Origin of the sequence: Paenibacillus sp. NAIST15-1, assembly GCF_001894745.1 — a bacterium.
Classification (GTDB): Bacteria; Bacillota; Bacilli; order Paenibacillales; family Paenibacillaceae; genus Paenibacillus_B; species Paenibacillus_B suaedae.
In genome coordinates this window covers 395,706-409,649 of sequence record NZ_BBYF01000003.1, presented here as the reverse complement: position 1 = coordinate 409,649, position 13,944 = coordinate 395,706, and the positions used below count along the sequence as shown (strand labels likewise).

At 49.0% G+C, this 13,944-nt stretch carries 13 protein-coding genes and 1 pseudogene; 12 read left to right on the top strand and 2 right to left on the bottom strand.

Annotated features, from left to right (window positions below; all coding sequences use genetic code 11):
* The 10 genes and pseudogenes from trmD (at position 1) to PBN151_RS09450 (ending at position 9,624) form a co-directional block, all read left to right on the top strand.
* Positions 1-801 (top strand): tRNA (guanosine(37)-N1)-methyltransferase TrmD, encoded by an 801-nt coding sequence (gene trmD / locus PBN151_RS09495; protein ID WP_072728784.1) that lies wholly within the window; start codon positions 1-3, stop codon positions 799-801.
* Positions 802-1,040: 239 nt separating this feature from the next.
* The gene (gene thpR, locus PBN151_RS09490; RefSeq protein WP_072728783.1) at positions 1,041-1,622 is read left to right on the top strand and encodes an RNA 2',3'-cyclic phosphodiesterase; all 582 of its coding nucleotides are present in this window, start codon (positions 1,041-1,043) and stop codon (positions 1,620-1,622) included.
* A 173-nt stretch (positions 1,623-1,795) separates the two neighbouring features.
* Positions 1,796-3,619: a hypothetical protein gene (locus PBN151_RS30685; RefSeq protein WP_139295312.1), complete on the top strand. Its 1,824-nt coding sequence runs from the start codon at positions 1,796-1,798 to the stop codon at positions 3,617-3,619.
* A 140-nt stretch (positions 3,620-3,759) separates the two neighbouring features.
* Positions 3,760-4,101 carry a 50S ribosomal protein L19 gene (gene rplS / locus PBN151_RS09480; protein ID WP_005551919.1) on the top strand — a complete coding sequence of 114 codons (342 nt, stop codon included), beginning with the start codon at positions 3,760-3,762 and terminating at the stop codon, positions 4,099-4,101.
* A 121-nt stretch (positions 4,102-4,222) separates the two neighbouring features.
* Complete coding sequence (lepB, locus tag PBN151_RS09475) at positions 4,223-4,849, top strand: signal peptidase I (RefSeq protein ID WP_072728782.1); 627 nt, start codon at positions 4,223-4,225, stop codon at positions 4,847-4,849.
* A gap of 32 nt (positions 4,850-4,881) precedes the next feature.
* Positions 4,882-5,760, top strand: coding sequence for a ribosome biogenesis GTPase YlqF (gene ylqF / locus PBN151_RS09470; protein WP_028531209.1), 879 nt, complete (start codon positions 4,882-4,884; stop codon positions 5,758-5,760).
* Between the two features lie 143 nt (positions 5,761-5,903).
* Complete coding sequence (locus PBN151_RS09465; RefSeq protein ID WP_072728781.1) at positions 5,904-6,563, top strand: ribonuclease HII; 660 nt, start codon at positions 5,904-5,906, stop codon at positions 6,561-6,563.
* Between the two features lie 139 nt (positions 6,564-6,702).
* Entirely contained in the window at positions 6,703-8,727 is a 2,025-nt protein-coding gene (locus PBN151_RS09460) for a DNA ligase (RefSeq protein ID WP_227774551.1), read from the top strand.
* Positions 8,728-8,870: 143 nt separating this feature from the next.
* Positions 8,871-9,155 (top strand): annotated as a pseudogene (locus PBN151_RS31860) (EscU/YscU/HrcU family type III secretion system export apparatus switch protein); the annotation flags it as partial.
* Between the two features lie 100 nt (positions 9,156-9,255).
* Complete coding sequence (locus tag PBN151_RS09450; protein WP_072728779.1) at positions 9,256-9,624, top strand: YraN family protein; 369 nt, start codon at positions 9,256-9,258, stop codon at positions 9,622-9,624.
* A 9-nt stretch (positions 9,625-9,633) separates the two neighbouring features.
* Here PBN151_RS09450 and PBN151_RS09445 read toward each other — a convergent pair whose 3' ends face one another.
* Complete coding sequence (locus PBN151_RS09445; RefSeq protein WP_072728778.1) at positions 9,634-11,181, bottom strand: YifB family Mg chelatase-like AAA ATPase; 1,548 nt, start codon at positions 11,179-11,181, stop codon at positions 9,634-9,636.
* Positions 11,182-11,530: 349 nt separating this feature from the next.
* Positions 11,531-11,743: a hypothetical protein gene (locus PBN151_RS31190; RefSeq protein WP_139070700.1), complete on the bottom strand. Its 213-nt coding sequence runs from the start codon at positions 11,741-11,743 to the stop codon at positions 11,531-11,533.
* Here PBN151_RS31190 and sucC point away from each other — a divergent pair.
* Together sucC and sucD are read left to right on the top strand one after the other, a co-directional pair.
* On the top strand, positions 11,732-12,892 hold the full coding sequence (sucC, locus tag PBN151_RS09440; protein ID WP_072728777.1) for an ADP-forming succinate--CoA ligase subunit beta: 1,161 nt from the start codon (positions 11,732-11,734) through the stop codon (positions 12,890-12,892). The two genes, PBN151_RS31190 and sucC, sit on opposite strands and share 12 nt — an antisense overlap.
* Positions 12,893-12,917: 25 nt before the next feature.
* Positions 12,918-13,859, top strand: coding sequence for a succinate--CoA ligase subunit alpha (gene sucD / locus PBN151_RS09435; RefSeq protein WP_044358057.1), 942 nt, complete (start codon positions 12,918-12,920; stop codon positions 13,857-13,859).
* Positions 13,860-13,944 lie beyond the last annotated feature (85 nt).

Here is a 13,944-nt window from a genome sequence, read left to right as displayed (position 1 = left end):
ATGCGTATCGATGTGTTGACCCTTTTTCCAGAGATGTGCGAAGGGGTATTCGGATCCAGTATATTAGGGAAAGCGCGTGAGAATGGACATGTTGTTATTAACACGGTCAACTTCCGCGATTATTCCGATAATAAGCATCAAACTGTTGACGATTATCCGTATGGCGGTGGCGGTGGTATGGTGTTAAAACCGCAGCCGATCTTTGCGGCGGTCGAAGATTTAATGGTGAAGGCAGTGGAAGAGCGGACATCAGGAATAGCAGAATCGATGGATGGTCACGAGAAAGCAGCGAAACCACGCGTTATTTTAATGTGCCCGCAAGGAGAGCGTTTCACGCAGAAGAAAGCAGAGGAGCTTTCACAGGAGTCCCATTTAATATTCGTGTGCGGTCATTATGAAGGATATGATGAGCGCATTCGCGAGCACTTGGTGACGGATGAACTATCTATAGGGGACTATGTATTGACAGGCGGTGAATTGCCCGCAATGACCGTGGTTGATTCTGTTGTTCGTCTGCTTCCTGGCGTGCTGGGCAATGAGATGTCTGCGGTAACGGATTCGTTCAGTACAGGACTGCTTGAATATCCGCATTATACCCGTCCTGCACAGTTCCGCGATTGGAAGGTTCCTGATGTACTCATCAGTGGCCATCATGCCAATATAGAGATATGGAGACGCGAACAGGCTCTGAAGCGGACGCTGGAACGGCGTCCTGATTTGCTGGAGCATGTGGAGCTGAGTAAGGACGACCTGAAAATAGTACAACGCTTGAAAAGTGATGCCGAGCGAAGCAACGCTTAATGAGAGCTAACCGGTTCAATGAGTGGATTGGTGAATAGACTGCTCCACCATAAATGACTGAGATTCTATGTACGATGGACATAAAATCTCAGTCTTTTTTTATTGGGTTCATTCGTTACGCGTATAAGCCCAATTTGCATAACCGTTGTTTACGAAAATAATAAATAATGGGGACAATATTGTTCATAGGTCGCATGTAACATGGGACATCATGAATTCCAATGAAGTGAGGCAAAGTTATGAGTAAAAGTGAGATTCGTAAGAATGGATTGCGGTTGTTTATTGCGATGCCACTGCCGAAGTCTGCTGTTCAAGTATTGGAAGAGTGGTGCACAGCAGGGAAGCAGCGCTGGCAATTTGCGAAATGGGTACACCCGCAGGATCTTCATATTACGCTCCAATTCCTTGGGGCGGTAGATGAGCATGTTATTGAGCGGATTGTACATGTATTGAAGGAGGTGTCCAGAGGGGGCGCTCCAATTGATCTGCAATTCGATGGCGTGGGAAGCTTTGGGGCAAAAGAAGCCCCCCGTGTACTATGGGCTGGTCTAGGAGGAGCAATCGACAAACTGCGACAATTGCACCATAGCGTTACAGCCGCTACTTCGCCTTTAGGATTCGAACCGGAGGAACGCCCTTATCGCCCGCATATTACGCTGGCCCGCAAGTATCGCGGAGGGGAAGGTCAGCCCTTCACCATGAACAGCGAACCACTTCCTCCGAATCAATGGACGGGGGAAGAGATCGTGCTGTTCCAGACACATATGAATCAAAGTCCTATGTATGAGCGTTTGCATACTTTTACTCTGGGTCAAGGATAGTCTAATGTACATGTGCTGCAATCATTGGGTCAGGCCTCGTTAATACGACGTCTTGAAAAACAGGTCTATCCTCACGTATATTTTCCAATCTTACACATTTATAATGGAGTCACCATTTTGAACATGTCGAAAATGGTTGAAAAAGCAATATAAATTGTGAATGGAGGGATATCGTGGAGAGATATGCTTCGCGTATCGGAACGCTGCTGCTTCTGATTACGACCATGCTTTTGGTCGGTTTTTCAAAGCCGGATGATACGCGAAAGGCGACGTGGATATGGCAGGCGGAGAGAATAGAGACAGAATCGGAGCAACTGATTGATTTTGCCAAAAAGAATCGCATTAATGTGATGTATCTGCATATGGATATGACGATTCCAGAAGCATCATATCGGCGCTTTCTGAAGCAGGCAGGTCAAGCAGGAGTTGAAGTGCATGGCTTGGCAGGGCATCCCTTATGGGCTTTGCGTGAATATCGGGACAAGATGATGAAATTGACAGAGTGGGTTAGCGCTTATAATCAGCATTCTGCTGCGGGTGAGCGTTTCAAGGGGTTGCATTTGGATGTTGAGCCCTACGTGCTTCCAGATTGGGAAGATGATCAGCCATCGATCATTCGCTCTTGGACGGCGAATATGAGCGATTGGCTGAATGCTGTCAAGAGCCGCAGCGATTTAGAGCTCAGCGTCGACATGCCGGTATGGTTTGACTCGATCACGGTTCCAGATGCACAAGAGACATCGTTGTCGGAATGGATCATTCGCCGTTTCGATCATGTAACGTTAATGGCGTACCGTCAGCAGATAGAAGGCGGGAACGGCATTTTGGAGCTTGTCCAGAATGAAATGGAGATCGCAGACCGTGTCGGGACACCGATATGGATTGGGGTCAATACGAAGCCAATGAAGGAAGCTCACACTACCTTCTATGATGCGGGTGTACAGGAAATGGAGTCGGTGTTGAATCAGGTTCAGGAGCGGCTGCGGCATCACTCCTCCTTCACAGGAGTTGCCATCCATGATTATCGTTATTGGAATCATATGCTGGAGAGAGATGGTCAACCAGGGGATCCCCCAGGGCCAAAGCCTGACCCAGTTCCAGATCCAAATCCTGATCCAAATCCTGATCCAAATCCTGATCCAAATCCTGATCCAGGGGAGATTACAGTCCCGATGCCGCCACCAATTGATCGTACAGGAACCATCATTGGAACCTATGTATGGCAAGCAGAGTTAGCGATAAATCAGCCTGATGACATCATTGCATTTGCGAAGGAAAAGGGAATCAACTTTTTGTATGTTCGCTTGGATCTTCAGCAACCGTTTGAAGCATACCGTGAATTTGTGAAAAAGGCGCATGATGCTGGAATCGAGATGCATGCTATGGGTGGACACCCTGGATGGGCGTTAACAGAGAATCGGCAGCGGATATCGAAGCTCGTTGATTATGTCAAACGCTACAATCGCGCTGCCGCGCCTGAAGAGCGCTTCTATGGCATTCATTTGGATGTAGAGCCTTATGTACTTCCGCAATGGCGCAGTTATAAGGACGAGGTCATTGTACAGTGGGTAGACAATATGGCGTTTTTTGTCGAATCGACCAAGTCTGATTCTCAGCTTGAGACGAGTGTCGATCTCGCAGTGTGGCTGGATCGAACCTTTATTCCGGGGAAGTCGGAACTGTCGGTTAGTGAATGGATGATAGGGCGTATGGATCATGTGGCATTGATGGCGTTCCGTAATATGGCTGGGGGCAGCAATGGAATTGTTGCTGTGGTGAAGCAGAAGATGCAGATGGCGGATCGGTTAGGCAAACGTCTCGTAGTTGCAGTGGAAATGAAGGAGAGTTTTGAAGGCGCGCATGTTTCTTTTTATGAGAAGGGTGCTGAAGAGATGCTGAAGCAATTGGACAAGCTTCCTGAGATGCTTGCAGATCACCATTCTTATACCGGTTATGCAGTGCATGCTTATGATTATTGGAAAGAAGCCAAGCCTTGAAAAGGCGCTTGTGTTCTATTCGTTCATATGCTACAATTAATTTCGTTGTTTGGAATACGGTGGTCCTCTGCATACGATGAGGCGAATGCACTAGGCATGCTGAGATGCAAGAACACCTGTGTGGAAGGAGGGAGTCCTAGATGAATATCGTACAAGCGATTACGCAAGAACAGCTTCGCAAGGATATTCCAAGCTTTCGTCCCGGCGATACTTTGAAGGTTTATGTTAAAGTTATCGAGGGATCTCGCGAGCGTATCCAGTTGTTCGAAGGTGTTGTTATTAAGCGTCGTGGTGGCGGAATCAGTGAAACGTTTACTGTTCGTAAAATTTCCTACGGTGTAGGTGTTGAGCGTACGTTCCCGCTTCATACTCCGAAAATCGATAAAATCGAAGTGGCTCGCCGTGGTAAAGTGCGTCGTGCGAAGCTGTACTATCTTCGCAATCTTCGCGGTAAAGCAGCGAGAATCAAAGAAATCCGTTAAGGAACAACCGGGGGGCTTGCTTGACTGCAAGCTCCCTTTTGCTATTTGTATGGATTGGAGTGCGCAATGCGCATGACGTGAACTTCAAATACGCATCCTAGGAGAAAGCGGGGCACAGCGAATGGATCAAAACGACCAATTTATGGAACCGAATACGCCGGAAGAAACGGCTGAAAAGCCGGCCAGCCCGAAGAAAAACGAATTGTTGGAATGGATTAAAGCGATTGCGATAGCTGTTGTCCTTGTCGTTGTCGTAAGATGGTTGCTGTTCGCTCCGTTTATAGTTGATGGTCCTTCGATGGAACCTAACTTCTGGACGGGTGAGAGGCTCATCGTGAATAAGATCTTGTATGAGTTCAGACAGCCTAAGACAGGAGAAGTTGTTGTATTTCACGTTCCACAAGAGAACCGCGATTTAATTAAGCGTGTAATTGGTGTTGCCGGTGATACGATCGAATATCGCGGTGATGATTTGTACGTTAACGGCAAGAAGGTAGAAGAGACGTACATACAAGAAGCAATAGATCAAGCTCATAAAAATGATATGTTATATAATGACCGTAATTTCCCAAGTGATTCGACTCAGCCGAACAAAGTTCCAGAAGGACATATCTTCGTCATGGGTGACCATCGGAGCAACAGTACCGATAGCCGCATGCTCGGATTTATTCCGTTGAAAGATGTCATTGGACGCGCAGACGTCATCTTCTGGCCAATCTCGCATGTTAAGTTGATTCAACATCATTAGTTGAGTTACGGCTGCCAAGGAGGTGGATAGCGATGTCAATCCAATGGTTTCCGGGTCATATGACGCGAGCGCGACGTCAGATCCAGGAGAAGTTAAAACTGATAGATGTAGCGATCGAACTGTTGGACGCGCGCCTGCCTGTGTCGAGCCGCAATCCAATGATTAACGATATACTCAGCAATAAGCCGCGCCTTATTATTCTGAACAAAAGCGATCTTGCAGATCCAGACGTAACGGCGAAGTGGATGAAATATTTCCGCAATGAAGGTCACGCTGTAATTGCTGTCGATGCGTCAACAGGAAGCAATGTATCGCAGATTCCTGAGGCAGCGCGCAAGTTGCTCGAAGAGAAGTTCCAGAAACAAATTGCAAAGGGAATGAAGCCGCGTCCAGTACGTGCATTGATTGTTGGAATTCCAAACGTAGGGAAATCTACACTCATTAACAAGCTGGCTGGTAGATCGGTAGCTGCAACTGGCGATCGTCCTGGCGTTACTAAGGGTCAGCAATGGATTCGTGTAGGCTCCGAAATGGAACTGCTCGATACACCAGGGATTTTGTGGCCTAAGTTCGAGGATCAGGAAGTAGGTTACCGATTGGCGACAACCGGAGCAATTCGCGAAGAAATATTGAATGTGGAAGATATCGCGTTTTACGCGCTGAAATATGTTGCATCCCATTACTGGGATCGACTGTCTGAGCGGTTCGGCATGACGGACGAAGTCATAGATGTGGACAATCCAGATGAAGTTGTGCGTTTGATGGAGGACATTGGACGCAAGCGCGGGTGCTTAATGGGTGGCGGAAGAGTCGACTTAGAGAAGGCATCTGGCATTATTTTGCGAGAGCTGCGCTCTGGCAAGTTGGGGCGTCTTACGTTCGAAGAGCCTTATTCATTTATGGTGAAATAGCTGTTCGATAGATATAGGTAGGATGTTTGGAGTATGAGGATAGCGCCGTTAACGCCGGAGTGGTGTACGGCGCTATTTCTTTAGGTACAGCCGTTACTAATATGGCAGTGAAGTAAAGACAGGTTGGGGAGGAACATGTTCGCATGGGGAGAAAGAAGCAGGAGGCAACAGCAGAGCCCATTGACTTATTAGCTTGGGAACGAGAATATTGGGAACGCAGCGTTCAGCATATCGCAGGTATTGATGAGGTCGGCCGCGGCTGTCTATTTGGTGATGTTGTTGCAGCAGCTGTCATATTGCCGCAAGGTCTTATTATTGATGGGATCAATGATTCGAAGAAGCTGTCGGAGAAGAAGCGGAATGAGCTGTATGACATTATTATAGCAGAAGCGATAGCATGGTCAGTTGCACATGTAGATGCCGCTACTATCGATCAGATTAATATTAAGCAGGCGGCTCGTCGTGCTATGAAAGAAGCAGTTGAAGGGTTGGTGACTCAGCCTGAAGTGCTGTTGGTCGATGCGGAGAAGATAGATTTGCCATATGCACAAGAGGCGATTATTAAAGGTGATGCTAATAGTCAATCGATCGCAGCTGCTTCGATCGTCGCTAAGGTAACGCGTGACCGTCTATGTATTGGTGAGTGGAATGACCGATATCCAGAGTATGGCATAGCCGTTCATAAAGGGTATGGAACGAAGCTGCATCGGGAACAGCTGCTCCTTCATGGGCCAACGCCGATGCATCGCAAGAGCTTCTTGTCCTCCTTATTTCCTGAAGAGGAGCAGTTGACGCTATTCTAGCACCATCTGATAAACGGTAAGTAATTATCTATTATTCTGTTTTCTGTTCTAGTGAACGATAGCTGCGGATAAATACTCATTATTCGTCTGCTCTATGCCGATATATAAGATAGCTATTTGCAGAGGACGTGGGATGGACATGAATATATCACAATTGGTACGAAGTTTGGCTGGGGAGGCGAGACCCGGCGAGCAGCGTTCATTGGAACTAAAAACGGGCCAGGTCGTTCGTGCGACAGTAACGGAACTGTCTGAAAACGGGCGCGAGGCCGTCGTATCCGTAAATGGTGTTCCTGTACGTGCAGTGCTGGATGCGCCGATGCAGCCAGGGCAAACGACGTGGATGCAGGTACAGGGACAGCAATCGGATGGATTGGTTATATTGAAGCAGACAGAGGGCCCTTCTGTCGGCACATTGCCATCAATGGAAGAAGCGCTTAAGCAATCCGGATTGCCGGATGAAGCATGGGCACGCCGCTTGCTGCAAGATTTACAGCGGGCTGGTTTGCCGCTAACGAAGGAGCTTGCAGCCAAGCTAAGCCAAGCGATGGCCTCGAAACCTCCTGGAGTGGCAGCATCGGAATGGATGCAAGCAGCAGGTCTGGCGCTTCGACGGCAATTGCCGCTCACAGCAGATACGTTAAGCGGTCTGCGGCAAGCACTGTTCGGCAAGCCACTGACGGATATGCTTGCAGGATTTATGCGCGCAGGGGATGAGTCTCTGGTCTTGGGCAGTGGCTCGCTTGGCAGCAGCGGGGCCAATACTGGCAACACAAGTACACTGTGGACACAACCGCTGCGTGAGGCACAAACACTCATACGTGCACTGCTTGCAGAGGGGCTACAAACATCAGGTCAGCAGGCTAACGGAGGAGCGGGGGCGGCTGCAAGTGCGAATGGTGGCGCCACAAATGCTCCTAGTGGTCAGTCTTCTGCCTCTCCTATGCCTGAGACACTTAATAGGAGTACTAGCGGCGCGAGTATGGATTCGACATCAGCTGTGGGCAGAGGTGTCCAAAATGGAGAACAAGTACGATCTATCTCCCTTCAGAATGGCAATTTTGGCGGAAACGGTGCTTCAGGGACTGCTGGAGCTTCTGGAACATCATCTTCTCCTCAACCGATGGTTCAGAGTGGTGCATGGATTGGTAAAGTCCTTCAATTGCTCGGCGTGTCGCATGAACAGCAGGCTCATCGAGCTGCAGTCATGGAGCTGACGTCTCAGCAGCCGCAGCAGACAGTGGGTGAGAATGGACAGCCTGCTGTTGGCGGCGGTGGTAGCACTGCTGCGGCATCAGGCAACTCAAGCGCATCAGGAAGTAGTGGACTAATGGGAAGCGGCAGCGGAAACACAGTACCGCAATTCGAGACTCCCGCACAATCTGCAGCGGCAACTGTGCATGCTTCAGCATTGGCTGCGGATGATGCAGCAGCGGACAAAGCATCTGTTATGAATGGAGGAACGGGGCGTAGTGCACCTTCTCCTTCTCCAGAAGTAATGTCTAACGGGGCAGCAGCGAAGGCAGGGACGGCAGTGGCACCAGTTGTATCAGGGATGGCGCAGCTGGATATGAACCACCTGACAGCCAGTGCAACACAGCAGGGAGCGGCAGTTGGAGAGTCGCTGAAGAGTGCCCTCCTTCAATTGCTGCAAGCTGATGGAGTCCCGCATGCACTCCGTGAGGCAGCCCAACAGCTTGTACAGCATGTCACCGGCCAACAGCTGCTGCTCGCGTCTGATCGCCAAGCTCCATTCTCCCATATTACATTGTTTGTCCCGCTTGTAACGCCGGAAGGCAAGCAAACTGCGGCCGTTCACATTCAATCCCGTCAGAGCAAGCGAGGAGAGCTTGATGCGGGCAATTGCCGACTCTGGTTCGATTTGAATATGAAGGTGCTCGGGCGTACGCTCGTAGATGTTCAAGTTGTAGATAATGCGGTTGCATTGCATATCCATCATGCTGATGAACGGCTCGGTGAATGGATGGATGGGTTGCGTGATGAAGCGGAAGAAGCGCTGGAGCAAATCGGTTACCAGCTGTCCGCTTTCCGAACACTACCGCTCCCTGAGAAGCATTCTGATGCGGCGTCAGTGCCATCTCCAGAAATCAGCATGGACGATTATGCCGCGAAGCCTTACAAGGGGGTGGACATGAAGATATGAATAACAAACAGTCTATCCCTCGACCAGCTTCCGTCGAGCCTGTACAGCCATCACCTAACTCGGGAACGAGTTATTGGAATCAGCAAGAAGCACGTCACGGTGTTAGAGAAGAGACGCATGCGTCTGCGAAGGCAGGTGGCGCCACACCACGCAAAAAGGCAGTTGCACTTACTTATAATCCCGAACAAGGGGAAGCCCCAGTTGTTGTAGCTAAGGGACATGGTCAAATAGCTGATCGCATTCTCGAAAAGGCGAAGGAGAGCGGAGTCCCTATTCAAGAGGACGCTTCCTTAGTTGAAGTATTGTCTAAACTAGATATCGATCAGCAAATCCCACCAGCCCTTTATCAATTGGTTGCAGAGGTGCTCTCCTTTGTATATAAAGCGGATCAGCGAGCGGATAAGGGGTGGATCAATCGTGGAACGTAATCATCATGGGAAGGCATCACATAGGAACAATCAACAGATGTCATCAGCTGATGCGGGTACTCCACCTCATATGTCAGGTAGTTGGAAGAGGAGTGTGCCGATGAAGCTTAATCGTCGTGCGCGGGGAACTGAGGCAGAGCAGCTTGCGATTGTTTATTTAGAACGTAGAGGCTACCGCATTATTGATGTGAATTGGCGTTGTAAGTTAGGTGAGATTGACATTGTTGCGAACGATGGCGATGTGTGGGTGTTTGTCGAGGTTAGAAGCCGCACCGCGGGATTGCGTTATGGCGGTGCGGCAGAGGCAATCGATTGGCGCAAGCAGCGCAAGGTGCGAGCAGTGGCAACGGCGTATATGCATCGACATCGCTTAGATGAGGTTCATATACGCTTCGATGCAGTAGCGATTACCTACTCGACTGATCATGGAACTCCACCCGACATTGAACTATTTCAGGGAGCATTCTAATCCGTTCATTCAGGCATGATTCCGCTTGTCCAATGTACGGTACTGGATCGCTTCCGCTACGTGTGCAACCTCGATAACTTCACTTCCTTCGATATCCGCGATCGTTCGGGATAGCTTCAAGAGGCGATCATGTGCTCGTGCACTCATGCCTAGCTGATCATAAGCCTGCTGCAGCATATTCTTCGCGCTGTCCGACAAGCAGCAGTATGTCTTCAGATAAGAGCCTGAGAGCTCGCTGTTGAATTGGATATTCAGTCCTTCATAGCGCTGAGCTTGTACCCGTTGTGCTCGCATAACCTGCTTGCGCATTTCCTCGGAGCTTAGATTGTTGCTGGACCAATCGGAAATAGGGGAACGAGGTACTTCAACCTGAACATCAATCCGATCGAGCAGGGGGCCTGACAGCTTGCTTCGATATTGCTCAAGTCGTCCATGTGAACAACGACATTCTTCTGTACGGGAACCGGCATATCCACAAGGACATGGATTCATGGAGGCTGCCAGCATGAAGTGAGCAGGGAAACGGAAGACGGCGCGTGCTCTGCCGATGGTAACGCTTCGTTCTTCGAGTGGTTGGCGGAGCACTTCAAGCACTTGGCGCGGGAACTCGGGCAGCTCATCCAAAAAGAGGACGCCGCGGTGAGCCAAGCTGATTTCACCTGGTTTCGGGATCGCACCTCCACCAATAAGTCCAGCAGCAGAGATGGAATGATGGGGGGAGCGGAAGGGGCGTGTCATCATAAGACCTGTACCATAGTGGCTCCATTTCCCCGATACACTATAGATCTTGGATACCTCGAGCGCTTCAGCTTCATTCATAGGCGGTAAGATTGTAGGAAGTCTCTTGATAAGCATTGTCTTGCCGGTGCCCGGAGGGCCGCTCAGCAGTACATTATGCATCCCTGCTGCTGCAACGATTAACGCACGTTTGACATGCAGTTGACCGTTTACGTCGGCGTAATCCTCCAAATTCCTTGCTACCGTTTCCTCCTCTTTCATTTCACTACTATCTCTGTCTCTCGCTTCTCGTGAAGCAATCGGCAAGTCATATACACTGTGGATTTCCCGCAGCTCACTTAGATGGCGGAGCGGGAATACTTGGATTCCTTCTACCAGTAATGCTTCAGCAACATTGTCTGCAGGAACCATAACACGGGTGAACTTTCTTCGGCGCGCTTCGTCAACAAGAGACAGCACGCCTGGAACCGCACGGGTAGAACCATCGAGTGCCAGCTCTCCAATGAGGAGCATCTCCTCAAATGGCTGGTTTGGAATCTGTCCGCTCGTACATAACAGCCCTATCGCCATGGCGATGTCGAATGATGTCCCTTCCTTGCGCAGATCAGCAGGTGCCAAATTGATCGTGATCCGCTCTAGTGGGAACTTCCAGCCGCAATTGCGAACAGCGGCTCGCACTCGTTCAATGGATTCGCGAATGGCGGCATCGGGGAGGCCAACAATCGTCACCTGAGGCAGACCGGGCGAAATATCAATTTCCACATGAATGAGTCTTCCTTCTACGCCGTACACAGAAGCACCCCATAAATTTCCGTACACAAAAAACACCTCTCAATCGTTATTCTCAGCCGAAAACTGGAATACGAGGGAAAGGTGCTTCCTTATCTACACTCGTTATATAACTATAGCGTCTACGATAGCATTTATCAAAAAATTCGTAATTGCAATCTCCTCAATCTACTAATCCCCTTAATCTACCTAATATATTGGAATAGGCTTCTTGCAAGCAGATTAGGTGCAGGTAATAATTATTATAGCTGTAGGCAGTACTTGCGTCAATTTCGGCGGCGATATCGAAGAGTTGTTCCCTATTAATCTCAAAATGAGATGATATCAATATCAAAAAAATGTACGTTCTTGACGAAAATGAGAGGAAAGCGTTTTAAAATCATGATACAATGTGTTCGGATTGTATATATTTTCCGTTATTGTGAGTAGCGGTGGCGAAGCGGCGGAAGCGGTTCCCCAATTTCACGGACGCGCCGCGAGGTGTAGTAACAGGAGCTAACTCATTATGCTTCTGCCCTACAACCTCGGCTTCGAATCGGAATAAGCCCATGAGGCTAACGATCGGATAGGGGGATGCACGATGAATATTCATGAGTATCAAGGCAAAAGTGTATTGAAGCAATATGGCGTTGCTGTTCCAGAAGGGAAGGTTGCTTTTACGGTGGATGAAGCCGTCCAGGCAGCTGAAGAATTGGGCACTCCCATTGTTGTCGTCAAGGCGCAAATTCATGCAGGCGGCCGTGGTAAAGCGGGCGGAGTGAAGATAGCGAAGAGCTTAGATGACGTGCGTACATATGCGACGGAATTGCTTGGCAAAGTGCTCGTGACGCATCAAACAGGTCCGGAAGGCAAGGAAGTAAAGCGTCTGTTGATTGAACAGGGCTGCGACATTAAGAAGGAATATTACATTGGTGTAGTTGTTGATCGTGGTACAGGTCGCGTCGTGATGATGGCGTCTGAAGAAGGCGGCACGGAAATTGAAGAGGTTGCTGCAGCAACGCCGGAGAAGATCGTGAAGGAAGTTATCGATCCTGCGGTCGGTCTGCAAGTCTTCCAAGCGCGCAAGCTCGCATATGCAATCAATATTCCTGCTGAGCTGGTCAACAAGGCTGTTAAATTTATGGTTGCCCTGTACCAAGCATTCGTTGAGAAGGATTGCTCGATTGCAGAAATCAACCCACTCGTTATAACAGGTGAAGGTGAAGTTATGGCTTTGGATGCGAAGCTGAACTTTGACTCCAATGCACTGTATCGCCATAGGGACATTCAAGCGCTGCGCGATGTGGATGAAGAAGACGAGAAGGAAATCGAAGCATCCAAGTTCGATTTGAGCTATATCGCCCTCGACGGCAACATCGGCTGTATGGTTAACGGTGCAGGTCTTGCGATGTCCACGATGGATATCATTAAATATTACGGTGGAGAGCCGGCTAACTTCCTAGATGTAGGGGGCGGCGCTACAACGGAGAAAGTAACAGAAGCATTCAAGATCATTTTGTCGGATGAAAATGTAAAAGGCATATTTGTAAATATCTTCGGCGGTATTATGCGTTGTGATGTCATTGCAAACGGTGTTGTTGAAGCTGCGAAGCAAATTGGTCTTGATCGGCCGCTCGTCGTCCGTCTGGAAGGTACGAACGTGGAGATCGGCAAGCGCATTCTGAATGAATCCGGATTGAACATTGTTGCAGCCGATTCGATGGCAGACGGTGCGCAGAAAATTGTCGCTTTGGTTCAATAATTCACGGACGAGAGGATGAGAGTCAATGAGTATCTTAATTGATAAACATACCAAGATTATTACACAAAATATGACGGGTGCTACAGGCATGTTCCATACAAAGGGCGGGCTTGAGTATGGCTCACAGATGGTGGCAGGCGCTGTCCCTGGCAAAGGCGGAACTACGGTTGACATTACGCTTGATAACGGTGAAGTGGTTACACTTCCTGTTTACAATACGGTAGTGGAAGCTAAGAATGCAACAGACGCAACAGCGAGTGTTATTTATGTGCCGCCAGCATTTGCAGCAGATGCGATTATGGAAGCAGTAGATGCCGATCTAGATCTGGTTATCTGTATTACAGAGGGTATTCCTGTATTGGATATGGTCAAGGTTAAGCGCTACATGGAAGGCAAGCGCACACGTCTTATCGGTCCGAACTGCCCAGGTGTCATCACACCAGGACAATGCAAGATCGGTATTATGCCGGGATATATTCATGCACCAGGTCATGTAGGCGTCGTATCCCGAAGTGGAACACTCACATATGAGGCTGTTCATCAATTAACAACGCGCGGCATCGGCCAATCTACTGCTGTTGGCATTGGCGGTGACCCGGTCAAAGGCTCTGAATTCATTGATATCTTGCATCTGTTCAATGAAGATCCAGATACACATGCTGTTATCATGATCGGTGAGATCGGTGGTACAGCTGAAGAAGAAGCAGCAGAGTGGATTCGTGATAATATGAAGAAGCCGGTAGTAGGTTTCATCGGCGGAGCGACAGCACCTGCAGGCAAACGTATGGGTCACGCAGGCGCCATTATTTCAGGAGGCAAGGGAACTGCTGCTGAGAAGATTGCTACGCTGGAGGCTTGTGGTGTAAGAGTTGCGCCTACTCCTTCGGAAATGGGCAGCACGCTTGTTGCTGTACTTGAAGAGCGTGGGATTCTTGAGTCCTGCACGACGCATGTTGTGAATTCCTAATATTCAAAAGGTAAGCAACCTTTATTGCACGGAAACGTGTATAAAGGTTGCTTTTTTTTATTTTGTTAGCAAATTAAAGTTCTAT

What these genes read in the sequence shown, in the direction of transcription:
- trmD (WP_072728784.1), top strand. Translation starts at nt 1, where the DNA reads ATGCGTATCGATGTGTTGACCCTTTTTCCAGAGATGTGCGAAGGGGTA.
- thpR (WP_072728783.1), top strand. Translation starts at nt 1,041, where the DNA reads ATGAGTAAAAGTGAGATTCGTAAGAATGGATTGCGGTTGTTTATTGCG.
- rplS (WP_005551919.1), top strand. Translation starts at nt 3,760, where the DNA reads ATGAATATCGTACAAGCGATTACGCAAGAACAGCTTCGCAAGGATATT.
- lepB (WP_072728782.1), top strand. Translation starts at nt 4,223, where the DNA reads ATGGATCAAAACGACCAATTTATGGAACCGAATACGCCGGAAGAAACG.
- ylqF (WP_028531209.1), top strand. Translation starts at nt 4,882, where the DNA reads ATGTCAATCCAATGGTTTCCGGGTCATATGACGCGAGCGCGACGTCAG.
- PBN151_RS09465 (WP_072728781.1), top strand. Translation starts at nt 5,904, where the DNA reads ATGGGGAGAAAGAAGCAGGAGGCAACAGCAGAGCCCATTGACTTATTA.
- PBN151_RS09460 (WP_227774551.1), top strand. Translation starts at nt 6,703, where the DNA reads ATGAATATATCACAATTGGTACGAAGTTTGGCTGGGGAGGCGAGACCC.
- PBN151_RS09450 (WP_072728779.1), top strand. Translation starts at nt 9,256, where the DNA reads ATGAAGCTTAATCGTCGTGCGCGGGGAACTGAGGCAGAGCAGCTTGCG.
- sucC (WP_072728777.1), top strand. Translation starts at nt 11,732, where the DNA reads ATGAATATTCATGAGTATCAAGGCAAAAGTGTATTGAAGCAATATGGC.
- PBN151_RS31190 (WP_139070700.1), bottom strand. Translation starts at nt 11,743, where the DNA reads ATGAATATTCATCGTGCATCCCCCTATCCGATCGTTAGCCTCATGGGC.
- sucD (WP_044358057.1), top strand. Translation starts at nt 12,918, where the DNA reads ATGAGTATCTTAATTGATAAACATACCAAGATTATTACACAAAATATG.